Below are 24405 nucleotides of genomic sequence, written 5' to 3' on the forward strand. Positions count from 1 at the left end.
AACTAATTCTTATCCCGAATGGGGGTAAAATGGGGATATAAGAGTATTTATGTCATGGCAATTGTCATAACATAAACACTCTTAGCCCCGGAATCCTTTAAGATTTTAGCACATTTGTTAATGGTAGTGCCAGTTGTCAATACATCATCTACTAATAATATTTTTTGACCTATAATTTGATATTTTTTATTGAATATAAGGCTATTTGATAAGTTTTTTTCTCGTTCTTTTTTAGATAAAAAAGTTTGGGATTTGGTCCATCTTGACTTAATTAATACGTCAGGACTTACCGGTTTTTTTAGTAGTTTGCTGATTTCTTGAGCCATAATCAAAGCAGGATTATACATTCTAAACAATCTTTTGAATCTATTCATTGGAACTGGAATAATCAGGTCAATATCTTGAAATTCGCTGTGATATTGTCTATAAAGTAATTTGCTGAAAGTTTTGGAGAAAATAGTTTTATCTTGATATTTAAAGGCATGAATTATTTCTTTGCTATGCTCATTAAATTTAATTAAGCTACGAGATACATCATACCAAGGTTTATGTTGAAAGCATTTTGCACAACACATATTATCTAAAATTGATATATCTAATCTACAACCACAAATATTGCAGTAAGGTTTTGTAATAAAATCAAGTTTCTTCCAACAATTTAGACAAAAACCCTCTTTAGCGGCAGTCATTTCAGCACAAGACAAACATCTTGCTGGCAAGATATAATCTATTAGGTAATTATACAATCTACTAATTTTGTACATTATTATAAAAGTAAACCTTTAGGCAATATCTCTAGTTAAATTTACCGGTCTACGAACACATGGGTTGCCAGTACTCGAAGAATCTGTTGATTCAATAGACACACAAGGGCTTTTAATCTCGTAAGGAGGACCAGGAGTGCATGATAATAATTGCAAGAGTATAACAAAAAACAGAGAAAATCTTAATAATTTTGTCATAATTGTCGTTTGGAATTAATTTTATTGTCTTAGATTCTATAGGAGGTTAACCTAGTTCGCAATATATCTCAAGTACATTTAATAAAAAATAAGTTTTAGATACAAAATACATAATAGCTTGTGGCATTTTTCCTGACAAGCATATATACTCTCTTCAAATGTTTGCAAGTAATAACCTAAGGAAACGATGGTAAGTACATCCTTCAAAGAAAGACCTCCTTATGCTAGAAAGTATAATAGCTGGCGTATTAGAATTTTATATTCAATAATTATTGGTTATTCAACATTCATATTTTGTCGTCAGAATTTTAATATTGCAATGCCTGCTTTAATGGATAATTTTGAGGTAACAAAAACTCAACTTGGCTGGATTTTAACAGCCTCTTCTATAGTTTATGGTGTAGGAAAATTGTGTAATGGATTCTTTAGCGATAGATCAAATGCTCGTATATTTATGGTGGTTGGTCTTGCCCTTGTAGGCATCATAACATTGTTATCTGGTTTTGCTTCTAGTATAACCTTACTGGGTCTTTTATGGATTCTGAATAATTGGTTTCAATCCATGGGATGGCCGCCTGCAACACGTATGTTGACTTATTGGTACGCTTCTAAGGAATTAGGAATGAAATGGTCTTTGGGGGCTACTTCTAATCAAATCGGCGGAGCAACTACTATGATAGTGTGTGGCTATTTAATAGACGTTTATGGTTGGAAAGCAGCATTTATAATTCCTGGAATAGTGGCATTATTAATATCGTTATTTTTATTTAATAGATTACGTAATTCTCCCAATGAGGTTAATTTACCCACAGTAGAAGAGTATAAAGAATGTGATATATCTCTTGGAAACAATGGTGATAATTTATTAACGCGTCAACTAATAAAAATTGTATTTTGTAATAGGTTAGTGTGGTATGTGTGTTTTGCTAATATGTTTGTTTATATTGTACGGTCAGGTGTAATTTTTTGGGCACCCGTATTTTTACGTGAACTAAAAAACGTTACTATTGCTCAAGCTGGTCTACAAGTTGCTTCTTATGATATCTTAGGTTTAATTGGTGGTGTTGTTGCTGGATGGATGTCAGACAAGCTATTTCAAGGACGACGTGGTCCAGTTGGTTCAGTATTTATGTTTGTTTTGGCTTTTACTCTTATTTTATTTTGGCAAATACCAAACGAGTATGAAATATTTAGCATGATTATTCTTGCTTTGGCTGGTTTTTTTGTATCTGGACCGCAAGTCTTAATAGGTGTTGCTACAGCAGATTTTACTAATAAACAAGCAGTTGGTACAGCTAATGGTCTTTCAGGCTTATTTGGTTATCTTGGTGCTGCATTGGCTGGGGTATGTGTTGGTTGGATTTCTGATAATTTAGGTTGGAATGGTGTTTTTTTATTTTTTATCTTTTCTGCTTTCTTGGGGGCAATACTTTTTTCCTTAACTTGGAATTATAGTTCTAGAAAAATTGCATAAAGTACCACTTTAACCATGCTATCAGAATTTGCTTGCCAAAAATATATAAATTTATATAAATATTAACAATAAATTAATAAAGGTTTACTGTGACTCAAGAATATACATTTTCAATGATTAAGCCAGATGCTACGAAAAGAAATCTAATTGGTAAAATTATTTCTTACTTAGAAAATACTGGACTAAAAATAGTAGCTCAAAGAATGACTATTTTAACTAGAGATCAAGCAGAAAATTTCTATGCAGAACATAGGTCAAAGGCATTTTTTAATAGTTTAGTGGAATATATCATTTCTGGTCCAGTCGTCTTGCAGGTGCTTAAAGGGGAAAATGCTATTTTAAAAAATCGTAGAATAATGGGAGCTACTAACCCAAATGATGCTGAACTAGGCACAATTCGAAAAGATTTTGCAGAGAATATTGAGGCTAATAGTATCCATGGTTCTGATAGTTTAGAAAGTGCAGAAAGAGAAGTGAAATTATTCTTTACTAAAAAAGAAATTGTAGAATAACTTAAGTATTATGAAATATAGCGTTGTAGTTATTGGTGGTGGTCATGCTGGTTGCGAGGCAGCTTCGGCTTCTGCACGTTGTGGTGTAGATACTCTTTTAATTACTCTGAAGCTAGATAATCTTGGTGAAATGTCTTGTAATCCTGCAATAGGCGGAGTGGCGAAAGGTACTCTAGTGAAAGAGGTAGATGCACTTGATGGGCTTATGGGTAAAATTATAGATCAAGCTGGTATACATTATAAGATGCTTAATGAAAGTAAAGGACCAGCAGTTTGGGGACCAAGAGCTCAAGCTGATAGAAAACTTTATAAAAAAGCTATGTATAATGCTTTAATAAATCATCCAAATTTGACAATTTTATATGCATCTGTAGAAAATATTGAAATCCAAGACTCTAGAGTGAAAGCATTGATTTTAGACGATGGTACGAGAATTGCATGTCAAAAAGCTGTGTTGACTACAGGTACGTTTTTATCTGGACTCATTCATATAGGACCTAAAAAAATTCCATCTGGTAGAGTGGGTGAAAGGCCATCATACGGCTTATCTAACACATTAAAATATCTAGGTTTTTCTCTTGGTAGGTTAAAAACTGGTACACCTCCAAGAATAGATGGGAGAACAATTGATTATAACGAAGTAGAAGTGCAGACTGGAGATGCTGTGCCACGCCCTTTCTCTGAACTTACAGATTCTATTAAGGTAAAGCAAATAAATTGTTTCGTTACTAGAACAACTGAACAAACTCATGAAATTGTTAGAAATAATTTAGATAAATCAGCTATGTATTCTGGACAAATCGAGGGCATAGGACCAAGATATTGCCCATCTATTGAGGACAAGGTTACTAGGTTTGCTAAAGCAAGTCATCAAATATTTTTAGAACCTGAAGGTTTGGATGACCATACGATATACCCAAATGGTATATCTACATCATTACCTGAAGATATACAACTAGCATTACTAAAGACAATTCCTGGTCTTAAAAAGGCTACAATGTTAAGACCAGCCTATGCAATAGAATATGATTATGTTGATCCTAGAGAATTAAAAGCAACTTTAGAAACAAAAAAAATTGAGGGGTTATACTTTGCTGGTCAAATTAATGGCACCACTGGTTATGAAGAAGCGGCGGGGCAAGGAATCATAGCAGGTATTAATGCAGCTTTATCACTAAAAAGTCAATCAAATTTTATTTTGACTAGAGCAGATGCCTATATTGGTGTTATGATTGATGATTTAATTACTCTTGGTACAGCAGAGCCTTATAGAATGTTTACTTCTAGATCTGAATATAGGCTTTCAGTTAGGGCAGATAATGCAGATTTAAGACTAACTCAAATGGCTATAGATTTTGGTATTGTATCTGATTTACGCAAAGAGATTTTTAACAAAAAATGTGAAGATATTCATAAGGCAGAAAATATTGTAAGAACTCTTTCTCTAACAACGACTAAGTTAGCTAATCTAGGCGTGTCTATCTCACAAGATGGTTCACATAAAACAGCCTTTGATTTGCTGGGATTACCAAATTTTGGTATCGATAAAACAATAGAAATTTTTCCAGAGCTTGTTTCATTAAATAGAAAACTTCTTCATTATCTTTGTATCGAATCAAGATATTCCTCTTATTTGACTAGACAAAATGCAGATATTCAATTATTTAAAGAAGAAGAATTAGAATTGTTAGATGATGATATTGATTATTTTAAAATACCAAGTTTGTCTACAGAGGTGCGAGAAAAACTACACCATCATAAACCAGCTACTATTGGTGCGGCTAGAAGAATATCCGGTGTTACTCCAGCCGCTTTAATAGCAATTATAATTTATATGAAAACAAGGCATAGAAATTAATGTATGACTGTGATAATATTTCACGTGAAACAATAGATGCTCTAGGAAAATATCAATCGTTAACATTGAAGTGGAATAAAACTATTAACCTCGTTTCTTGTAATACCGAACATGAGTTTTGGGTAAGACATATTTTAGATTCTTTGCAACTCATGAAGTACATAAATGACCACAATATCCATTTAGTAGATGTTGGTTCGGGTGGTGGATTTCCAGGGATAGTATTGTCTATTGCAGGGATAAAGAATGTTACTTTAGTGGAATCTGATATAAGAAAGTCTATTTTTTTATTGCAAGCTTCTAAAATTTCTAGTAACAAAGTAAAGGTGGTTAATCAACGAATAGAAGATGTTAAATTAGATTGTGATATATTAACTTCTAGGGCATTTGCTCAGTTAGAGAAAATATTTGTTTATACCAAACATATTAATGTAAAAAATAAATATTTATTATTTAAAGGTGAGCAGTATCACGAAGAAATTGAGAATGCCAAAAAGAGGTGGTCTTTTTGGTATTCGGTATATGATAGTGAGACTTCTAATAATAGTAAAATTCTAGAAATTAGTAATATACATGACAAAAATAGTTGCGATAGTTAATCAAAAAGGTGGAGTTGCTAAAACTACGACTACTGTAAATTTATCGACAGCTTTATCTGTAATGGATAAAAAAATTTTGGTAATAGATTTAGATCCTCAAGGAAATAGTAGCACTGGATTTGGTATAAGTCAACAAGATAGAAAGGTTACTATTTATCAGGTATTAACAGGTTCAAAGCCTATTGGAGAAGCTATAATACAAACAAATATTCCAAATTTACAATTAATTACATCTAATACTAATTTGTCTGGTGCCGAGTCGGATTTATTAAGTATAAAAAAGCGAGAATATTTATTATCAGATTTATTAAATAACTTAGTCGGTGACTATGATTATGTTATGATAGATTGCCCTCCATCTCTTAATCTGCTAACAGTCAATGCGTTAGTTGCTTGTGATAATGTGTTAATTCCCATGCAGTGCGATTTTTATTCATTAGAAGGGTTAAGTCATTTACTAAAAACAATTGAAATTATAGAGAAGAATCTAAACCCAAAAATAAAAATCGCTGGTATTTTATTTACTATGTACGATAAACGCAATCTATTAACTGAACAAGTGGAAGAGGACGTTAGAAAATGCTTAGGAAGATTGGTATTTAAGACAGTTATTCCAAGGAATATAAAACTATCTGAGGCACCATCTTATGGTCAGCCAGCAATTATTTACGATCATAAATGTGCTGGCTCTATTGCTTACATGGAACTTACTAAAGAGATTTTAGGTAGAAATATATGAAAAACAAAGGTTTAGGTAAAGGGTTGTCAGCTTTGCTTGGAGAAGAGGTTTTTACTATAGAGAAAGATGAATTAGTAAAAATTATAGATATCGACAAAATTGAAGCTAGGAATAATCAACCAAGGAAAAAATTTGAGTATGATAAAATAAAAGAATTAGCCGATTCCATAAGTAATAATGGTTTGTTACAACCAATTATTGTTAGTTCAATTAGCGAGGGGAGATATAAAATTATAGCTGGTGAGAGACGTTGGCGTGCTTGTAAGATAGCTAAGATTACTGATATTCCTGCGATTATAAAAGATTTAAATGATAAAGAGATTATAGAAATAGCTCTAATTGAAAATATTCAAAGAGAAGAATTATCGGTTATAGAAGAATCAGAAGGATTTGAGCGATTAATAAAAGAGTTTGGTTATACACAAGAGCAACTAGCAGGAAAACTTAGCAAAAGTCGTAGTCATATAGCGAATTTATTAAGGCTAAATCAATTGCCACAATCTATCAAAGATAAAATAAATGATGGTTTTTTAACTATGGGACATGCAAGATGTTTAATTAATCATGAGCAGGCTGAGATAATAGCTAATCATATTATTGAGAATGATTTAAATGTTCGTCAAACTGAAGATATGGTAAGAAACTGGTCCAAAAATGAATATACAAAAGCACCAGAACATGAGAAACGTGTAGGAAAAAAATTCCTAAAAGAAGGTAGTAAAGATAATGATTTACAGTTATTAGCTAAATCATTGTCAGAAAGATTTAATATAAAAGTAACTATTGAAGACTATCCAATTGGTGGAAAATTAATATTTCACTATAATAGTTTAGAGGAACTTGATTCAATTTTGTCGAGGTTAAATTAAATGCAAATTTTTTTAGATAGTGCTGATATTAAAGAAATTGATGAGATTAACCAATTGGGTATCATTGATGGTATAACTACTAATCCTTCTTTGATGTCTAAGACAAAAGATGATTTTGGATCAACCATTATTAAGATATGTAAGATAGTACGCTCTGATGTTAGTGTAGAAGTAGCTGCCAATGATGTTGACACTATGATTAGCCAAGGTAACAAAATTTTAGGAATATCAAGTAATATTGTTATCAAATTACCTATGACATGGAATGGTATTAAAGTGTGCCAGTATTTTGCAAATAAAGGCAAGAAAGTAAATATGACACTATGCTTTTCGGTTAATCAAGCTCTTATCGCTGCAAAAGCTGGAGCATATTATGTATCACCTTTTATAGGTAGGCTTGATGATATAGGTCAGAATGGTATGAGTTTAATAAGAGATATAAGACAGATGTATGATAATTATCAATATCAGACAAAAATCTTAGCTGCATCTATAAGAAACCCGAACCATGTTTATCAATCTGCTATGTATGGAGCTGATGTTGCTACAATGTCTGGTAAAATTATCAAACAATTATTAGATCATCAACTAACAGATTCAGGTTTAGAGGTTTTTAATAGAGATTGGAATAAATCTAGATTAGAATTTTAATAATTAAAAAGGAGTTATATACTACTATATTTTAAGTAACAACACATAAAAAAGTTTATCTTCACTGCAACTTTCAAGAGATATAAAAGTTACTCAAAAAACAGCTTGGCTTATGATTCATAGGATAAGAGAAGCAACACAATAGAAAGTTTTTGGGCTGTGTTTAAGTGTGGAGTGGTTGGGAGTTATCATTAAACCTATCGCGACTTTACTTCTGTTGATGATTTGTACGTAGAACCGGTACTCAAATCTTTACGTACATTTAAGTACGCTACGGTTCGAGGTGAAGTATCTCCTTCAAATCCCTCAGTATAAGCGAGTTTCGAAAAAGGTCTATTCTATAAACAAGGAACACACTGGAAGATATTTGAATAAATTTATCTTTAAGAGCAGCAAACAAAATGCTACGTATTATGTAAAAACATAAACAAACTATTAGAACAGTTTGTTAGAAGATAATTTGAGGAATCATAAAATAGGTGGTATGTTTAATAACATTCTTGTAAATGCTAAAGGACACTTGGCATATAAAACTTTGGTAAATTCTTATGCAAATTGAATCAGTAAACAATTTAGGAATATCGTTTAATGAAGCTTTATCAAAGATAGGAAAAAGTGTACTAAAAAATGATGACATAATAATTGAAAACGACAGTAAAGCAAAACCATTTGTAAAATGGGTAGGTGGAAAAAGAAGTCTAATAAAAGAATTATCCACAAGAACACCGCAAACTTATAAAAGATATTATGAACCATTTGTAGGAGGAGGAGCCCTTTTATTTGCTCTTACTCCATCTAGTGCAACTATATCAGACATAAACCTAGATTTAGTTATTACATATGCTGTGATTAAAAATAATCCTCAAGAATTGATAAAGCTACTAACAAAACATAAAGTAAATCATTGTGAAGAATATTATTACAAAATCAGAAAACAATTTATTAATGATAATGATGTAGAAGTTGCTGGACGTTTTATATATCTTAATAAAACCTGTTATAATGGTTTGTACAGATCCAATAACAAAGGGGAATTTAATGTGCCTATGGGGAAGTACAAAAATCCAGCAATAGTGGATGAGACAAATATAATAGCTTGTAGTAAACTACTACAAAATGTTGATATAAAACATCAAGATTTCAGCGAAATTTCTCCAAATAAAGGTGATTTTGTTTATATTGACCCTCCTTATCATCCTATAAATAATAAATCGTTTACTAAATATACAAAACTTGATTTTACAGGAATAGATCAGATAAAACTTTATCAAAAATGTAAAGAGTTAAACGATAAGGGTGTATATTTTATGCTTTCAAACTCTAATATTCAGTTTATAAAGCATATGTATAAAGATTTTTATATAGAAATTATAGAAGTGCCACGCACTATTAATTGTAAAGCTAATGAAAGGAAAAATGCAGAAGAGGTTTTGATTAGAAATTATGAATAAAATACAAGGTGGAACAACTGCAAATAAAACAGGGAACGAACTTGAGGTATTTATAAATAATCGTCTTGTTAGGGAAGGTTACGTTTTTGTTCCCAAGACTAGATTTATTGCTTCACAAGCATTAGCCCAACCAATCTATACTAGACAATTTAATTTAGGAGAAACTATCTATAATACTGCTTGGCAATGCGATTTTATTCTATATCATCCTACAAAACATTCTAATTGTCTTGTTATTGAATGTAAGTGGCAACAATCAGGCGGTTCTGCAGATGAGAAATACCCTTATATAATATTAAATATTAGGAAACAAAGTGTTTATGATGTTATTATCATTATAGATGGAGATGGTTACAAAAAAGGTGCTTTACAATGGTTAAAAGATCAAGTTCATGGAAACTTAAAAGGTGTTTTTAGTATGTCTGAATTTACAGCTTGGACAAATAAACAAAATATTTAGATTGTATATGTATATAATTCCCTTAAAGAATTCATGTTAAGATTAATCTGTACCACTACTATTTAAAAACTACAAATAAATTACAAAAAATAAAGGAATTAAGAGTTATGTCATATCAATATGTTTATGTTATGAATGGTCTAAGTAAGACTATCAACGGTAAACAAATCTTAAAGGAAACGTATTTATCCTTCTTACCAGGGGCAAAAATTGGTATTATTGGTCCAAATGGTGCTGGCAAATCTACTCTTTTAAAAATTATGGCAGGTATTGACAAAGAATATGACGGTGAGGCGTTTGTAGCGAGTGGGGTTAGAGTTGGCTATTTAGCTCAGGAGCCGCATCTTGATCCTACTCGAAATGTTTTTGATAATATTATGGAAAGTTTAAGTGAGAAGAAAGCTTTAATCGATGAATTTAATGAAATAAGCTATAAATTTGCTGAGGAAATGTCAGATGATGAAATGAACGAACTTCTAGCAAAACAGGCTGATCTACAGGAAAAAATAGATAGTTGTGATGCTTGGAGTTTAGAGAGGGAAATAGAGATTGCTATGTTTGCATTAAGGTGTCCAAATAAAGATGCCGATGTTACAAAAATCTCAGGTGGGGAAAAAAGACGAGTTGGGTTATGTAAACTTTTACTAGAAAAGCCTGATATGTTATTACTTGATGAACCGACAAATCATTTAGATGCTGAATCGGTATCTTGGCTAGAAAATTATTTAAAAAATTATAAAGGTACTGTAGTAGTTATTACCCATGATCGATATTTTCTTGATAATGTAACGGATTGGATATTAGAGGTGGATCGTGGTAGATGTGTTCCATGGCATTCTAATTACACTACTTGGCTCGAGCAGAAGCAAGCAAAATTAGAGCTTGAAGATAAAGAAGAAGATGATAGGAGTAAACAATTAAAAAGAGAACTTGAATGGATACGTCAATCACCAAAAGCTAGACAATCAAAAAGTAAGGCTAGAATTAGTGCTTATCAGGATTTGTTGACTAAACAAAAAGAACAAAGATCCGGCATTGCACAAATTATTATACCTAATGGTCCACGCCTAGGCGATTTAGTTATAGAGGCAGAGCATATAGCAAAGAGATACGGTGATAAGGTGTTGTTATCAGATTTTAGCTTTAAGGTTGTTCCAGGAGCTATTGTTGGTATTATAGGTCCAAATGGAGCAGGTAAATCTACTTTATTTAACATTATCACTGGCAAAACTGATCCAAATCACGGCTCTATTAAATTAGGACAAACTGTTAAACTTGGTTACGTTGATCAATCAAGAGATGATTTAGACGATAACAAGACTGTGTGGGATGAGATTTCCTCAGGTCTTGAAGAGTTACAACTTGGTTCTAGATCAATGAAAAGTCGAGCTTATTGTGCAGCCTTTAATTTTAGGGGTGGAGACCAACAGAAGAAAGTAGGGCAACTTTCTGGTGGTGAACGCAATAGAGTGCATATAGCCAAATTACTAAAAGAGGGAGCTAACGTTATATTGCTTGATGAACCATCGAATGATCTTGATGTTGATACGTTACGAGCCTTAGAAGATGCGATTTTGGATTTTGCTGGATGTGTATTAGTAATAAGCCATGATCGTTGGTTTTTAGATAGAATAGCAACACATATTATTGCTTTTGATAAAGATGGCAATGCTACATGGTTTGAAGGAAATTACCAAGATTACCATGATTATATGATTAATTTAACAGGGGAAAATATTATTAATCCTAAATATCGTCATAAAAAGTTAGTATAAACCTCAATTTTGGATTAAAAGCAAAAGAGTATACAGCAGAAATAGAATTATGAAGAGGTCTATTATGTCTCTAGGAGAAATATTAGTGGTTATGTTAGTAGCACTGATAGTAATGAAACCAGAAGATATTCCAAGCATTATAAAAAAAATCCAAGAATTTAAATTATACTGCTCAGCTATCAAAAATCAAGCATTGGCCTATATTACGAAAGACCTAAAAATTGATAATGATATTCTAGAGAATAATGCTGAGCAGTTGAATTTTTATTTAGAAAGGATCATTAATATCCAAGGATATTATGATGGTAATTATTCTCTAGATGAGCTTAAAACAAAGTATGATGAGCTTATAAAAATAAAAAGTACAAAATATGTACAAGATTGTAAGAAATAATGAATTTATTGAGTATATAAAAGATATATTAGCACCTTTCGGTCAAATAACTACTCGTGCGATGTTCGGTAGTTATGGCATATATAAAGATAGAGTGATAATAGGGATTATTGCAGAAAGTGAGCTATACTTTAAAGCAGATAGCTTCACCGCTAAATATTTTAAATCTTTTGGCTCACAGCCATTTACCTATAATAGCAAAAATAAGCTGGTAACTATATCATATTGGAAAGTATTACCTGAGATTTTAGATCAAGAGGAAGAACTGGGAAAATGGGTCTCTATGGCATTTAATGTATCTATTAATTCCAAGAAAATACCTCATGCTTTAAATCATTGAGGTAGAATTGTGAATTATGAAGGACACCAAAAATCTGATATTGTATTTACTAACCTCAGTTTTGGATTAAAATTTTTAATTTTAATCCAAAACTGGCTAGAATAATTTAAGTTCTTCAGAAAAATGCATTCTTGAAGCGATTCTACGAATGCATTTTAATCTATTATCGCTAATAATCTTATTTTTATACCAATAAAAATAAGATTATTAGCAAATGAAATATTTAACAATCAGGCGTCAAACCGCTTTAAGCCTGATTGTTTACTTTCTCATTCCAATTTCGGATTAATGAAATTAATCCGAAATTGAGGTTTAAATAGACTTCTTTGTATTAATGTATATGTTGGAACAAAAAGAGTTAGATAAGATACAGAAAAGGATTAAGACACTTAAAGCAAATAATCAAACAAATAATCATTTTCACCCTAAACTTAATCCAAAAAAAGAAATTGATGCGTTGGCTATAGCGTTAGATTTGTTTTCTAGTGTGATGCTGGGGTTTATTATTGGTTTTACATTAGATAAATTGTTTAATTCTAAACCATTTTGTATTATAATATTTTTGTTGATAGGTATGCTTGCAGGTTTTAAAATAATTTGGCAAAAACTAAATAAGAAATAATGTCCCATAGTCCCTTAGATCAATTTGCAATAAAGAAACTAGTAGAAATTAATTTATTTGGTTTCGATATTAGTTTTACTAACTCTAGTTTGTTTATGTTACTTGCTGGAGTTGTAAGCCTCTCCTATTTTTATTTAGCCTTAAAAGGTAAAAAAATTATACCATCTAGATTACAGCTTAGTGCTGAAATAATTTATGATATAATTACAGTGATGCTCAATCAAAATGTTGGAGAAAAGGGGCGTAAGTTTATACCGTTCATTTTTACTTTGTTTATGTTTATTTTGTTATGTAACTTGCTTGGCATGCTTCCTTACGGATTCACTGTTACTAGCCATATTATAGTAACATTTGCCTTAGCAATTATGATATTTTTTATGGTTACAATTATCGGTTTTATTAATCACGGTATACATTTTTTATCAATATTTTTGCCTAAAGGTACGCCATCTTGGCTAGCTCCGCTTATGATTTTGATAGAATTATTTGCCTATCTAGCAAGACCTATAAGTTTATCTTTAAGGTTAGCTGCTAATATGGTAGCAGGACATATATTACTAAAGGTGATGGCAGGATTTATAGTGTCATTAATGATTTTCTTTAAATTCTTGCCAATTCCACTAATTGTGATCCTTATTGGATTTGAAATTTTTATAGCAATACTTCAAGCTTATATATTTACAATTCTTTCTTGTGTATACTTGAATGATGCTGTAAATTCACATTAGGTTTTGCGAAGGCTTCATTTTTATGGTCTTATAGATAAAAATGAAGCCATACGCAAGAACCTAGAATTTTTTATATTTAGGAGCTTATATATGGACGGAACATCTCTAAAATTTATTGGTGTAGGATTAATGGCTATTGGTATGTCAGGTGCTGCTATTGGCGTAGGTAGTATATTCAGTGCATTGCTGTCTTCAATTGCCCGTAACCCTTCAGCTACTGATCAATTACAAAGAATGGCATTCATTGGAGCTGGACTTACGGAAGCTATGGGCTTATTCTCGTTCGTAATTGCAATTTTATTAATATTTTCTTAAATAACTATGCCTCAATTTGATGTTACCTTTTATTGTTCACAAATCTTTTGGCTGGTGGTTGTTTTTAGTACCTTATACCTTCTAGTTCATAAGTTCATTGCACCGCTAACTGAAAAGATTCTTGAGAACAGGCAAGCTTATATAGATAGCAATATTGCTAGTGCAGAAAGTCTTGGGGAAAAAGCTGATAGCTTGCACAAGCAATATACAAGTACGCTAGCAGAGATATCAAATATAGTGGAAAATATTAAAAAAGAAGCTAGGGATGCAATGGAAGCATCTCTGCTATCAAAAAAAATTCAACTCCATAATGAGTTGAAAGCACAAATTGCCAATAATCGTCATGATATAGAAACAACTAATAAATTATTTTGGATTAATGAAAATGACTCATGCATCGATTTAGCAAAATTGTTAATTCAAAAAATTACTAATCAAGAAGTTGATTTAGAATTACTAAAAGAATCTTACAAAAAGATAAAATAATGCAATTGTTTGACGAAAAATTTTGGCTAGCCATCTGTTTCCTAATTTTTGTGTATTTAGTCTATAGACCGATAAAAAATATAATTTTAAAATCGTTAGATGACAAAATTACAGCTATCAAAGACCAAGTCTTAGAAGCCCAAAAACTTAACGAAGATATGACGTTGTTATTTGAAGATGCTGCAGTCCAAATACAACAGATTGAAGTTTTAAGAGAAAAAATGATCAAAGATGGCAAAGAAACTGCCAATAATATAATTAAGCAGCAAAACGAAGAATTTGATAAGTTTCTAGAAAGCAAAAAACTTGAGACTATAGATTTAATGAATAGGCAAAAGCTAGAAGCTTCTCAAATGCTACAATCTGAGTTTTGTGATAAAATGCTAGAATTAGTAGCTATATATATGCAATCTACAAAAAACGATTCCATATCAGATAGTGAGATAGCTAAGAGACTCATGGAAAATCCAGTATCTAAAAAATTTATATAATGTACCTAAATTCGATGTAAGACATCTGTTTAATAGTCCATCCCTGCCTTCGAATGTCACACCTGTGCGTAGGCAGAGGTCTAAAAAATAGCATAAAAGGTATGTTATATGGTTTTATATCCCAGCGGATGACATAATGGTGAGTAGGAGTGACATAATGACAAGGGTGACCCCTAATGGCGATGATTACTTGAGCCTACTATTAATTTATTACATTGATACTTGAGGTTAAGTAGACTCCAATTCTTTAAAGTAGCAGAATATATAAGCTCATTTTAACATTAAAGGAGAAAAATAAATGATAAAGTATCCGCATGAACAGAGAAGTCTAACTAGAGAACAGAAAGAAGCAGTGGGCTTACTTTCAATTGGTACATTTTTAGAATATTTTGACTTGATGTTATATGTTCATATGGCAGCATTTCTTAATGAGTTGTTTTTTGAACCTGCTGATTCTCACTTCACTTCTTTAATGATGTCTTTTGCCTTTTGTACTACCTTTGTTTTTCGGCCGGTTGGTGCCTTAATATTTGGTTGGTTGGGTGATAATATAGGACGCAAATCTACTGTTATAATTACAACTTTTATGATGGCTGTATCATGTTTTGTCATGGCTAATCTTCCTACCTATGCTCAAATAGGAGTAGCTGCTACTTGGATAATAACAATTTGCCGTATTGTTCAAGGCATGACATCTATGGGGGAGATAGTAGGGGCAGGACTTTATTTAACCGAAACAATTAACCCACCAATCCAGTATGTAAGTGTGACATTGGTAGGGCTATCTGCTGTCTTAGGAAGTATGGGTGCTTTAGGAATTGCCTCACTTGTTACTTCCTATGGTTTTAACTGGCGTCTAGCATTTTGGATAGGTGCAATAGTGGCATTGATTGGTTTTGCTGCTAAAACAACATTGCGGGAAACACCTGAATTTGCTAATGCAAAACTTATACTAAAAAAGAAATATGAGAAAGCTAATATTGATATAAAAGCATTATATAATGATCCAGTCGTTAATGAAAAAATTAATAAAAAAACAATAATAGCGTTCCTTTTATTAGAATGTTCTACACCGGTATGTTTTTATTTTATCTATCTGCATTGTGGTACTATTCTCAAGACTGATTTTGGTTATACATCAATTGAGGTTATTCATCATAATTTTATTGTCTCTGTATTAGAGTTCTTAATCTTATCAATATTATCTTATGTAAGTTACAGAGTATATCCATTATTAACCGCAAAAATTATACTTATTATATATTCTATTGTTATTTTATTTTGTCCATATTGGCTAAATAATCTTCATTTTCCGTTTGAGCTATTTCTCATTCAGATAGTCATTATTTTATTTAAGTACTGTCATACCTCTGCTGCTCCAATTTTTTATAAAAGCTTTCCTATATTTAAACGTTTTACCTGTGTTAGCGTGATATTTTCTGTATCTCGTGCTTTGATGTACGTTATTACTTCTTTTGGTTTCATTTATATTATTGACTATTTTGGCAATTGGGGGATATTGATTATTATGATTCCTACAATTATAGCTTTTGCCTACGGGCTATTGCATTTTGAGAAGTTAGAAAAAGACTCTGGAAGTTACCCACAAAAGAGAACTACATAGTGTAACCTCAATTTAATGTAAGACATCGGTTTAAAATCATAGTTGATGACATCCGAAAGTGCAGAGATAACATCGGGAGTATTAATTAAACTTGCAAAAATTGTGACTAAAACACCACGTAAACCTTTCTTTTCCAGCAATTATCCAATTAGATTACGATCACCCTATATTAATCCTTGAACTGTAAAAATGTACAGTATAGAATCATCCACATGTCTAAAATAATTCGTTAACAAGGTAAAATATGAATATTTGTAGGTCCTATTCTGAACAGTTTGATAGTGGTTTTGTGTGGCGTTTGCTGTTTATCCTTTGTAGCATTGCTCTAATTACTACAGCATCGGATGCTTTTGCTTCTACTGATCCAGTAGGTGATGTGTTGTGTAAGATGATCAAAACATTTCGTGGTAATACAGCTCGTGGTATAGCAATTATTGGTATAGTTGTTCTAGGGATTCAAACTCTTAGAGGTCAATTAAAATGGGAAGTTGCATTGGTTATTGTGACTGGTGTTATAATATTGTTTAAGGCTCCCGAAATTATAAACATGGTAGCTAGTACTGCTGATGCTACTACAGCATGTACGGGAACTTAAGTCGTCTCTTAATTTCATCTTAGTGCGGAGATCTAAAAAATAGCCTAAAAAGTTATGATATACAGATCTCTGCTTTCATAGGGATAGCATCTTTTTTGTTAGTTAATTTTGCAAAATTCTTGTAAAATTGGAAAATTTAGATTAGTGAGTAACATATAATGTGGTATAATTTCGACGTAATATAAAACTACATTATATAATGATAAAACTTACTATAGATGGTACTGAAGTTGAAGTAGAGGAAGGCACAACCGTATTTCGTGCCTGCAGCAAGCTTGGTATAGAAATCCCACATTTCTGTTTTCATGAACGTTTAAAGATTGCCGGTAACTGCCGTATGTGCTTGGTGGAGATGGAAAAATCTCCCAAGCCCATTGCTTCTTGTGCTATGCCTGCCTCCTCAGGTATGGTTATCCACACTAATACCATAGGTGTTAAAAAGGCTCGTGAAGGAGTGATGGAATTTCTATTGATTAATCACCCCCTAGATTGTCCTATTTGTGATCAAGGAGGTGAGTGTGATTTACAGGATCAAGCCTTTAAATATGGTAAAGCAAGTTCTAGATTTTCGGAGAATAAAAGAACGGTCAAAGATAAGTATATGGGACCTTTGATTAAGACCCATATGACTAGATGCATACAATGTACTAGATGTATAAGATTTGCCACTGATATTGCTGGAGTTGAGGAAATAGGAACTCTTTACAGGGGGGAGCATATGGAAGTAACCTCGTATCTTGAACGTAGTCTTGAATCGGAATTATCAGGCAATATTATAGATATTTGCCCAGTCGGAGCATTAAATTCCAAGCCTTATTCTTTTAAAGCTCGTAGTTGGGAACTAACAAAGACTGAGTCAATAGATGTATTGGATGCACAAGGTTGTAATATAAGGGTTGATAGTAGGGGATCTGAAGTAATGAGGATATTACCAAGGATTAATGACGATATCAACGAAGAATGGATATCAGATAAAGCAAGATTTGCTTATGATGGTTTGAAATATCAAAGGTTGGATTCTCCATATATTAGGAAAAACGGTAAATTAGTCGAAGCCTCTTGGAATGATGCTATTGCATTAGTAGCACAAAAATTAGAGTCTCTTGCTGGTGACCAGATTGCAGCAATAGCTGGAACGCTAGCATGCACCGAATCAATGTTTTTATTGAAAACATTATTACAGAAACTTGGATGTAACAATTTTGACAGTAACCAGTTTAATTATAAAATAGACCAATCTAGTAGGGGGAACTATCTATTTAACACAACAATTTCTAGACTTAAAGAAGCTGATCTAGCTTTGTTAATTGGCGCAAATATCAGACAAGTAGCTCCTGTCCTAAATGCTCGTATTGGCATATTGCAAAGAGAAGGAAAGCTAAAAGTAGTTCGAATTGGCAATATTACTAACCAAACTTATTATATAAATGAATTAGGAGCTAGCCCTGACATAATTAAGGCAATAATATCAGAGGAACATCAGTTTGCTAAGGAATTAGAACATGCAAAAAATCCAGTTATAATTATTGGTGATGGTGTATATTCTCGGGATGATGGTTATGCTATTTTGGCACTCATTCACCAAATGGTTGATAAATATAAGATAGTTAGAGATGATTGGAATGGTTTTAATATACTACATAATCATGCGTCAATGGTCGGTAGTTTAGATATAGGCTTTAGTCCTAAAAACGGTGGTAATGGAGTTTTTGAAATTTTACAAAAGGCAGAAAGGGGTGAGATTAAGTTTGTATATTTACTAGGCAGTGATGAAATTGATATGAACAAAATAAAATCATCTTTTGTAGTATATCAAGGACATCACGGTGATAATGGAGCAAATGTAGCAGATGTAATCTTTCCTGCTAGTAGCTATACAGAAAAAGATGCCACTTACGTAAATTTTGAAGGAAGACCTCAATATGGTAAAGCCGCAACTCATCCAGTAGGACAAGCAAAAGAAGATTGGGTTATTATAAATAATCTAGCTAATAGTTTAGGGCTAAATCTTGGCATGAATAATTTAGATGAAATAAGAACTAGGTTGGCTGCAGAATTCCCGGTATTTGCCAATATTTCTGAGATAACGAGCTGTGATTTTATAAAATTTACCTCCCTCGATAATTTACTTAAATCTGATATAGTGACTAAACCTATAAATTACTATATGACAGACTCGATTAGTAGAGCATCTGTTACTATGGCAAAATGTGTAGAGTCAAAGCAAGAAAGGGACAAAGTTGCATGATATCGTTCTTTCAACAATATCTATTGCCGTTAATTATTGTGGCTTTGAAAGTTTTATCTATCACTATTCCTCTTTTGCTGTGCGTAGCTTACCTTACCTATGCTGAGCGAAGAGTAATAGGGCTAATGCAACTCCGAAAAGGTCCAAATGTAGTAGGACCTTTTGGGTTATTGCAACCAATTGCCGATGCAGTAAAACTATTATTTAAAGAAACAATTATACCAAACCAAGCTGATAAAATATTATTCACCCTAGCACCTATGATTACCCTCGTACTTAGTTTAATTGGTTGGGCGGTAATACCTTTTGATAAGAAACTTGTACTAGCCGACATAAATGTTGGTGTTTTGTATATTATGGCCATCTCATCGTTAGCTGTTTATGGTATAATCATAGCGGGCTGGGCAAGTAATTCGAAATATGCTTTCCTTGGGGCTGTTCGCTCGTCGGCTCAGATGATTTCATACGAAGTATCTATAGGGTTGGTGATTGTTACTGTACTTTTAACAACAGGTACTCTTAATCTTTCAGAAATCATAGAAAGACAAAGATTATTTCCTTGGTGGGTTGATTTGATGTTGTTACCTATGGCAGTAATATTCTTCATATCAGTACTTGTAGAAACGAACAGATTGCCTTTTGATTTATCAGAAGCTGAGTCTGAGCTAGTTGCTGGTTATAATGTTGAATATTCTTCCATGGGATTTGCATTGTTTTTTCTTGGTGAGTACGCTAATATGATTTTAGCTAGCGGTATGACTACCACATTTTTCTTAGGTGGCTATTTGCCACCTTTTGGCATTAAAGTCTTAAATTTTGTGCCAGGTTTTATTTGGTTTGTACTAAAAACCGGGTTTTTATTATTTTGTTTTTTATGGATAAGAGCAACATTACCTAGATATCGTTACGACCAATTAATGCGTTTAGGTTGGAAAGTATTTTTACCTTTTACTTTATTTTGGGTGGTGTTAGTATCAAGCGTTCTAATGTTCACCGGTAATTTACCAAACCATACTCTTCTGCTTTAAAGTATATACTGCTCGTATAGCTAAACCGGAAAGGTTTCAGCCAAAAAACCGTCTATTAGCGACTCATCTTCGAGACGAAAAAGTGCTTTAAACGTCTAAAGAATCAGGTTCGCAGCGGTTTTGGAATGAAGTTTGTAGTCATGTAAACATCACTTTTCTACTTGACATACTAAAAATTAGTCAACATAATGCTTCTTATGTGTATTACCATTGTTTTGTTTCAAATAAAAACTCTTGTCATTAAAGTACACTTTTATCAGTATTTCTTTATTATAAAATTCCACAGGTGAAAAAATGTAGTCAGTAACGAGAATTTAATTCTACACTCCACTCGTCGTATAATACTCACGTTCTATAGCATAATTTCTGCTCATATTTATCTCGAAGATGAGTTGCGAGGAGGCGATGAAATCGCCGACGTGGCAATCTTGTGAAGAAGAGCTTAAATTACCTCGAGGCCACCTAACAAAGGCAGATATTATTTCATGAGATTGCCACGTCGGCGATTTCATCGCCTCCTCGCAACTCATCTTCGAGATAAATATGAGCAGAAATTATGCTATAGAACGTGAGTATTATACGACGAGTGGAGTGTAGAATTAAATTCTCGTTACTGACTACATTTTTTCACCTGTGGAATTTTATAATAAAGAAATACTGATAAAAGTGTACTTTAATGACAAGAGTTTTTATTTGAAACAAAACAATGGTAATACACATAAGAAGCATTATGTTGACTAATTTTTAGTATGTCAAGTAGAAAAGTGATGTTTACATGACTACAAACTTCATTCCAAAACCGCTGCGAACCTGATTCTTTAGACGTTTAAAGCACTTTTTCGTCTCGAAGATGAGTCGCAATGACGCATAGGCGTCAACTTAAGAGCGTAATGATTGAACATGTATAAACAAATTAAACACAGCCGTCATCGCGAGGCATCGTTAGATGCCGTGGCGATCCAGATAAACAGCGAAGCTGTTTTTTAGAGTAACGCTTCGCGTATCTTGGATTGCCGCGTTGCCGCTTGCAGCGGCTTCTCGCAATGACGTTTAGGTTTGATTTGCTTATACATGTTCAATCATTACGCTCTTAAGTTGACACCTATGCGGAGCAGCGGAGATCTTTAGATACGACAACGCAATTATTGATTTTCTATCTGAGTATACCATGATTTATTCAAGGTCTAGAGTACTAATCCCATGCTGAGTTTTATCCCATTTGAAGGGCATGAAAATAATCTCCCAAATCGCCTTATAACTTGCTATCGTATGTAGTAGAAAATACAGAGGCCACACAAACAAGGCAGCAATATCTAATATTCGAAAATTAGTTATTTTTCCTTTTTTAATCAGTAAAATAAAAAAAGCACTTCCGTAAAGGTATGAAAAAGCAAAAAAACTGTTAATTATCCATAAATAATTAATTATGGCGAATGTATTAATTTTAATAGTTAGCATTAGAAATGGCAAACAACAAAAACCATAAGAAGAAAAACCAATAAAAATGAAAATAGTAGTTATTTGATAAAATTTAAACCTTTTATATTTGTCTTTTTGGGCAAGAAATACCAAAAATGTTTGGATAAATCCTTTTATCCAACGAGATCTTTGATTTATCCAACTTATAATATCTATAGGTGATTCCTCTAAAGTATAAGAATCTATCATATGAACTTTATAACCAAAAGAATATAATCTAATTCCTAAATCAGCATCCTCAGTAACATTATAAGCGTCCCAAAACCCTATTTTTTGTAAGGCGTCAACCTTAAAATGATTGCTAGTTCCTCCAAGAGTTACTGGTAAATCCATCAAGCTTAAACCTTTCAGAAGATATTTAAACCATAAACAATATTCTATGCTAAAAAGTTTAGTGAGTAAATTTTCATTCTCATTATAGAAGTTAAGTTTAGCCTGCAAACAAACATATTCTTTCGGTAATTCATCAAAGGCTATTACTGCTTTAAGGAGTTGATCAGTATCAGGTCTATCTTCTGCATCATATATTACTACATACTTTCCTCTGCAATATTGCATGGCATAATTAAGGGCTTTAGGTTTAGTCCTAGGTAAACTAAAAGGTACTTTAAGCAAATGTATATAAGAAGGTAATTCATATAGGATATTTTCCTTGATCATCAAATAATCATCTGCTTCAATAATGATTTTGACATCTAATTTATGTTTAGGATAATTAATATTAGCGACATAACTAATAATTGACTTTAGCTTGCCTGATTCTTTATATAATGGAAGTAAAATAGTGTAAATAGGTAGAGAATCATTTTTTAAAATGGAGATATCACTACTTTTAAACGCTGTATTTTGTACAATTACAGCTTGGTTAAATAGCATAATTTTTAAAATATTTTGTGAAAAATAGCAAATAATGTTAATCACATGAAAAATATATTTAAAATTAAATAATATTCCAAAATATATCACAAAAAATATGATAATTGACTTAGTGTAATTGATATTTTTTGCTACCATGTATACTGAGATAAATTCAAGAAAATATTTGGATTTGATTATATTCAAATGGCTAAAATTTTGTTCAAGTAGCTGATAGAAGTCATTCTTTTTGACCAAATTAATCTGTACATTATAATGTATTGTTGATAACTTCCTTAAATAAGCTAGGTCATTTATAGCAAGCACTTTATTGCTTTTATCGTTTTCATAAATGAAATAACCATTTTCTACATATTGATCAATTTTTGCATAATCACAAATCTTAACCTGTGTTTCTTGCACATTCAATAGAGGCAATAATTTATTTTTATATAAAATATCTATAACCATCTCATTATTAATAATTCCTTCTGCAATTATCACATTAAAAAAATCATTCTCACCAGTACTCTCAATTAATTTGAACTTAACGTGAGATATTTGTAAATCCGTAAGTAGTTGTTCTTTTAGTAGAATATCTAAAAATTCTTTATTAATATTTTTTATACATCCATCCATATTGAAAATATTACTCCTGATATTTTATAATGTTTATTAATTAGGCTTTTATCACAAAAATACCCTATTTGTGTTGTTAGGCTATTCTTCTTTAGATTACCAAATTTAATCTTTTTTGCAACTGAAAATTGCTTATATAAAGTTCTATTATAAATAGAACCGTAATTTCTCCTAGTATAATATTTGGTAAAGTCTACTAACATAATGCCATTTTGAAATTCAATGCTTTCAGATATTGAAAAACTATAATGACTTCTTCTTGTATATGAGTTATTTAGGGCTTGCCCAAAACTAAAAACACTTTCAGCAAATACCGAAACTGTACGAATTTTTTTGGAAAATGCTGATAGCAATAATAATTCATAAGAAAATTGCTGTTGGCAACCATCTTTGGTCATGTATATTCTTGGCTGAACTGAAACTATCTTATTAGTGTTCTGAAAGAGCTTAATTTTATAAAATATACCAATTTCTTTATCATTAGACAGGTAGTTCATGTCATTACTTCCTTGGAATTTATTTTCTTTATAAAGTAATTGAATTCCCAAATTTTGGTTTTTATTAATTCCATATTCGATAGCAAAGATTCGCATTAATTCGTCTTGGTATGAGGATATTTCTCTAGATCTACGCTCTAAAAATTGAATTTGCCTAAATAACTTATTATAAAGAGCCGATGAATTATTAACCAACTTAATACGATCTTTTAAATATGCCAATTTACACTGAATTTGTAGAAAAAGATTGGCTCTTACTTGTTTAATATTTCTAGAATTTTTATCAATATTGCTAGCAGTAACCGTATATTTGTACTTGCCTGAGTCAATTAACCAAGCTGATGCATAAATCTTATTTGTTACAGAAATTATAAACAGGAGTATAAATATGGTTGTTGTTTTCACCCAAATGACAATTAATAGTTTAAATTTACTAAAATACAACTATTATAAATTTAATAAATAGATATTTTAATAAATTTTCAACTAATAAATAATCTTAAGTTCTATATAAAAATTGAATTTTGTTATAAAAAATTTTCAAAAATCTATTAGTACCTAAAAAATATATGCTATACTTAATGCTACAATTGTAGTGCTAACGTCAAAATTATGGAGCTACGGCGGGGATCTAAAAAAATCTCCTGAAGGAGGAGGTGTTTATATATTTAACCCCTGCGGGGTGACATAGTAGTGATTGGTAAGGGGTAATAG

General features: G+C 31.8%; 25 protein-coding genes. 21 read left to right on the forward strand and 4 right to left on the reverse strand.

The window, feature by feature from the left end:
- Positions 1–47: 47 nt before the first annotated feature.
- Positions 48–764, reverse strand: a complete 717-nt coding sequence (locus AAGD45_RS00645) for a ComF family protein (RefSeq protein WP_341761562.1) — start codon at positions 762–764, stop codon at positions 48–50.
- Positions 765–782: 18 nt separating this feature from the next.
- Complete coding sequence (locus tag AAGD45_RS00650) at positions 783–962, reverse strand: DUF2706 domain-containing protein (RefSeq protein ID WP_341761563.1); 180 nt, start codon at positions 960–962, stop codon at positions 783–785.
- Between the two features lie 187 nt (positions 963–1149).
- Here AAGD45_RS00650 and AAGD45_RS00655 point away from each other — a divergent pair, with 187 nt between their 5' ends.
- The 21 genes from AAGD45_RS00655 to nuoH all read left to right on the forward strand — a co-directional run bounded on the left by AAGD45_RS00655 (position 1150) and on the right by nuoH (position 20221).
- Positions 1150–2436, forward strand: a complete 1287-nt coding sequence (locus tag AAGD45_RS00655; protein WP_341761564.1) for an MFS transporter — start codon at positions 1150–1152, stop codon at positions 2434–2436.
- A gap of 89 nt (positions 2437–2525) precedes the next feature.
- Positions 2526–2948: a nucleoside-diphosphate kinase gene (gene ndk / locus AAGD45_RS00660; protein WP_341761565.1), complete on the forward strand. Its 423-nt coding sequence runs from the start codon at positions 2526–2528 to the stop codon at positions 2946–2948.
- 7 nt (positions 2949–2955) lie between these two features.
- Positions 2956–4806, forward strand: a complete 1851-nt coding sequence (mnmG, locus tag AAGD45_RS00665) for a tRNA uridine-5-carboxymethylaminomethyl(34) synthesis enzyme MnmG (protein ID WP_341762163.1) — start codon at positions 2956–2958, stop codon at positions 4804–4806.
- The gene (rsmG, locus tag AAGD45_RS00670; protein WP_341761566.1) at positions 4806–5405 is read left to right on the forward strand and encodes a 16S rRNA (guanine(527)-N(7))-methyltransferase RsmG; all 600 of its coding nucleotides are present in this window, start codon (positions 4806–4808) and stop codon (positions 5403–5405) included. The genes mnmG and rsmG overlap by 1 nt, the downstream gene beginning before the upstream one ends.
- Positions 5380–6144, forward strand: a complete 765-nt coding sequence (locus tag AAGD45_RS00675) for a ParA family protein (RefSeq protein ID WP_341761567.1) — start codon at positions 5380–5382, stop codon at positions 6142–6144. Before rsmG ends, AAGD45_RS00675 begins: the two co-directional genes overlap by 26 nt.
- Positions 6141–7013 carry a ParB/RepB/Spo0J family partition protein gene (locus AAGD45_RS00680; RefSeq protein WP_341761568.1) on the forward strand — a complete coding sequence of 291 codons (873 nt, stop codon included), beginning with the start codon at positions 6141–6143 and terminating at the stop codon, positions 7011–7013. The genes AAGD45_RS00675 and AAGD45_RS00680 overlap by 4 nt, the downstream gene beginning before the upstream one ends.
- A complete protein-coding gene (gene fsa, locus AAGD45_RS00685; RefSeq protein WP_341761569.1) occupies positions 7014–7664 on the forward strand; it encodes a fructose-6-phosphate aldolase in 651 nt (216 codons plus the stop codon).
- 548 nt (positions 7665–8212) lie between these two features.
- Complete coding sequence (locus AAGD45_RS00700; RefSeq protein WP_341761570.1) at positions 8213–9115, forward strand: DNA adenine methylase; 903 nt, start codon at positions 8213–8215, stop codon at positions 9113–9115.
- The gene (locus AAGD45_RS00705; RefSeq protein WP_341761571.1) at positions 9108–9575 is read left to right on the forward strand and encodes a PD-(D/E)XK nuclease superfamily protein; all 468 of its coding nucleotides are present in this window, start codon (positions 9108–9110) and stop codon (positions 9573–9575) included. Before AAGD45_RS00700 ends, AAGD45_RS00705 begins: the two co-directional genes overlap by 8 nt.
- A gap of 107 nt (positions 9576–9682) precedes the next feature.
- Entirely contained in the window at positions 9683–11350 is a 1668-nt protein-coding gene (gene ettA, locus AAGD45_RS00710; protein WP_341761572.1) for an energy-dependent translational throttle protein EttA, read from the forward strand.
- 49 nt (positions 11351–11399) lie between these two features.
- Positions 11400–11744 carry a DUF2672 domain-containing protein gene (locus AAGD45_RS00715; protein WP_341761573.1) on the forward strand — a complete coding sequence of 115 codons (345 nt, stop codon included), beginning with the start codon at positions 11400–11402 and terminating at the stop codon, positions 11742–11744.
- Positions 11722–12084, forward strand: a complete 363-nt coding sequence (locus tag AAGD45_RS00720) for a TfoX/Sxy family protein (RefSeq protein WP_341761574.1) — start codon at positions 11722–11724, stop codon at positions 12082–12084. The genes AAGD45_RS00715 and AAGD45_RS00720 overlap by 23 nt, the downstream gene beginning before the upstream one ends.
- Positions 12085–12424: 340 nt before the next feature.
- Complete coding sequence (locus AAGD45_RS00725; protein ID WP_341761575.1) at positions 12425–12706, forward strand: AtpZ/AtpI family protein; 282 nt, start codon at positions 12425–12427, stop codon at positions 12704–12706.
- Complete coding sequence (locus AAGD45_RS00730; protein WP_341761576.1) at positions 12706–13434, forward strand: F0F1 ATP synthase subunit A; 729 nt, start codon at positions 12706–12708, stop codon at positions 13432–13434. The genes AAGD45_RS00725 and AAGD45_RS00730 overlap by 1 nt, the downstream gene beginning before the upstream one ends.
- A 90-nt stretch (positions 13435–13524) precedes the next feature.
- Positions 13525–13749: a F0F1 ATP synthase subunit C gene (locus tag AAGD45_RS00735; protein WP_341748043.1), complete on the forward strand. Its 225-nt coding sequence runs from the start codon at positions 13525–13527 to the stop codon at positions 13747–13749.
- Between the two features lie 6 nt (positions 13750–13755).
- On the forward strand, positions 13756–14235 hold the full coding sequence (locus tag AAGD45_RS00740) for an ATP F0F1 synthase subunit B' (RefSeq protein ID WP_341761577.1): 480 nt from the start codon (positions 13756–13758) through the stop codon (positions 14233–14235).
- A complete protein-coding gene (locus AAGD45_RS00745) occupies positions 14235–14726 on the forward strand; it encodes an ATP F0F1 synthase subunit B (RefSeq protein ID WP_341761578.1) in 492 nt (163 codons plus the stop codon). Before AAGD45_RS00740 ends, AAGD45_RS00745 begins: the two co-directional genes overlap by 1 nt.
- Before the next feature lie 298 nt (positions 14727–15024).
- Positions 15025–16350, forward strand: coding sequence for an MFS transporter (locus AAGD45_RS00750; protein ID WP_341761579.1), 1326 nt, complete (start codon positions 15025–15027; stop codon positions 16348–16350).
- A gap of 244 nt (positions 16351–16594) precedes the next feature.
- On the forward strand, positions 16595–16945 hold the full coding sequence (locus AAGD45_RS00755) for a TrbC/VirB2 family protein (RefSeq protein ID WP_341761580.1): 351 nt from the start codon (positions 16595–16597) through the stop codon (positions 16943–16945).
- A gap of 199 nt (positions 16946–17144) precedes the next feature.
- A complete protein-coding gene (nuoG, locus tag AAGD45_RS00760) occupies positions 17145–19193 on the forward strand; it encodes an NADH-quinone oxidoreductase subunit NuoG (protein ID WP_341761581.1) in 2049 nt (682 codons plus the stop codon).
- Positions 19190–20221 (forward strand): NADH-quinone oxidoreductase subunit NuoH, encoded by a 1032-nt coding sequence (gene nuoH / locus AAGD45_RS00765; protein WP_341761582.1) that lies wholly within the window; start codon positions 19190–19192, stop codon positions 20219–20221. The genes nuoG and nuoH overlap by 4 nt, the downstream gene beginning before the upstream one ends.
- Before the next feature lie 1173 nt (positions 20222–21394).
- Here nuoH and AAGD45_RS00770 read toward each other — a convergent pair.
- Complete coding sequence (locus AAGD45_RS00770) at positions 21395–23194, reverse strand: glycosyltransferase family 2 protein (protein ID WP_341761583.1); 1800 nt, start codon at positions 23192–23194, stop codon at positions 21395–21397.
- Entirely contained in the window at positions 23179–24096 is a 918-nt protein-coding gene (locus tag AAGD45_RS00775; RefSeq protein WP_341761584.1) for a hypothetical protein, read from the reverse strand. The genes AAGD45_RS00770 and AAGD45_RS00775 overlap by 16 nt, the downstream gene beginning before the upstream one ends.
- Between the last annotated feature and the right edge of the window lie 309 nt (positions 24097–24405).

The organism is Candidatus Tisiphia endosymbiont of Thecophora atra, from assembly GCF_964026395.1.
GTDB lineage: Bacteria > Pseudomonadota > Alphaproteobacteria > Rickettsiales > Rickettsiaceae > Tisiphia.

Excerpts from the sequence above, each read along its gene's own strand:
- AAGD45_RS00645 (WP_341761562.1), bottom strand. The coding sequence starts at position 764 with ATGTACAAAATTAGTAGATTGTATAATTACCTAATAGATTATATCTTG.
- AAGD45_RS00650 (WP_341761563.1), bottom strand. The coding sequence starts at position 962 with ATGACAAAATTATTAAGATTTTCTCTGTTTTTTGTTATACTCTTGCAA.
- AAGD45_RS00655 (WP_341761564.1), top strand. The coding sequence starts at position 1,150 with ATGGTAAGTACATCCTTCAAAGAAAGACCTCCTTATGCTAGAAAGTAT.
- rsmG (WP_341761566.1), top strand. The coding sequence starts at position 4,806 with ATGTATGACTGTGATAATATTTCACGTGAAACAATAGATGCTCTAGGA.
- AAGD45_RS00675 (WP_341761567.1), top strand. The coding sequence starts at position 5,380 with ATGACAAAAATAGTTGCGATAGTTAATCAAAAAGGTGGAGTTGCTAAA.
- AAGD45_RS00680 (WP_341761568.1), top strand. The coding sequence starts at position 6,141 with ATGAAAAACAAAGGTTTAGGTAAAGGGTTGTCAGCTTTGCTTGGAGAA.
- fsa (WP_341761569.1), top strand. The coding sequence starts at position 7,014 with ATGCAAATTTTTTTAGATAGTGCTGATATTAAAGAAATTGATGAGATT.
- AAGD45_RS00700 (WP_341761570.1), top strand. The coding sequence starts at position 8,213 with ATGCAAATTGAATCAGTAAACAATTTAGGAATATCGTTTAATGAAGCT.
- AAGD45_RS00705 (WP_341761571.1), top strand. The coding sequence starts at position 9,108 with ATGAATAAAATACAAGGTGGAACAACTGCAAATAAAACAGGGAACGAA.
- ettA (WP_341761572.1), top strand. The coding sequence starts at position 9,683 with ATGTCATATCAATATGTTTATGTTATGAATGGTCTAAGTAAGACTATC.
- AAGD45_RS00715 (WP_341761573.1), top strand. The coding sequence starts at position 11,400 with ATGAAGAGGTCTATTATGTCTCTAGGAGAAATATTAGTGGTTATGTTA.
- AAGD45_RS00720 (WP_341761574.1), top strand. The coding sequence starts at position 11,722 with ATGTACAAGATTGTAAGAAATAATGAATTTATTGAGTATATAAAAGAT.
- AAGD45_RS00725 (WP_341761575.1), top strand. The coding sequence starts at position 12,425 with ATGTTGGAACAAAAAGAGTTAGATAAGATACAGAAAAGGATTAAGACA.
- AAGD45_RS00730 (WP_341761576.1), top strand. The coding sequence starts at position 12,706 with ATGTCCCATAGTCCCTTAGATCAATTTGCAATAAAGAAACTAGTAGAA.
- AAGD45_RS00735 (WP_341748043.1), top strand. The coding sequence starts at position 13,525 with ATGGACGGAACATCTCTAAAATTTATTGGTGTAGGATTAATGGCTATT.
- AAGD45_RS00740 (WP_341761577.1), top strand. The coding sequence starts at position 13,756 with ATGCCTCAATTTGATGTTACCTTTTATTGTTCACAAATCTTTTGGCTG.
- AAGD45_RS00745 (WP_341761578.1), top strand. The coding sequence starts at position 14,235 with ATGCAATTGTTTGACGAAAAATTTTGGCTAGCCATCTGTTTCCTAATT.
- AAGD45_RS00750 (WP_341761579.1), top strand. The coding sequence starts at position 15,025 with ATGATAAAGTATCCGCATGAACAGAGAAGTCTAACTAGAGAACAGAAA.
- AAGD45_RS00755 (WP_341761580.1), top strand. The coding sequence starts at position 16,595 with ATGAATATTTGTAGGTCCTATTCTGAACAGTTTGATAGTGGTTTTGTG.
- nuoG (WP_341761581.1), top strand. The coding sequence starts at position 17,145 with ATGATAAAACTTACTATAGATGGTACTGAAGTTGAAGTAGAGGAAGGC.
- nuoH (WP_341761582.1), top strand. The coding sequence starts at position 19,190 with ATGATATCGTTCTTTCAACAATATCTATTGCCGTTAATTATTGTGGCT.
- AAGD45_RS00770 (WP_341761583.1), bottom strand. The coding sequence starts at position 23,194 with ATGGATGGATGTATAAAAAATATTAATAAAGAATTTTTAGATATTCTA.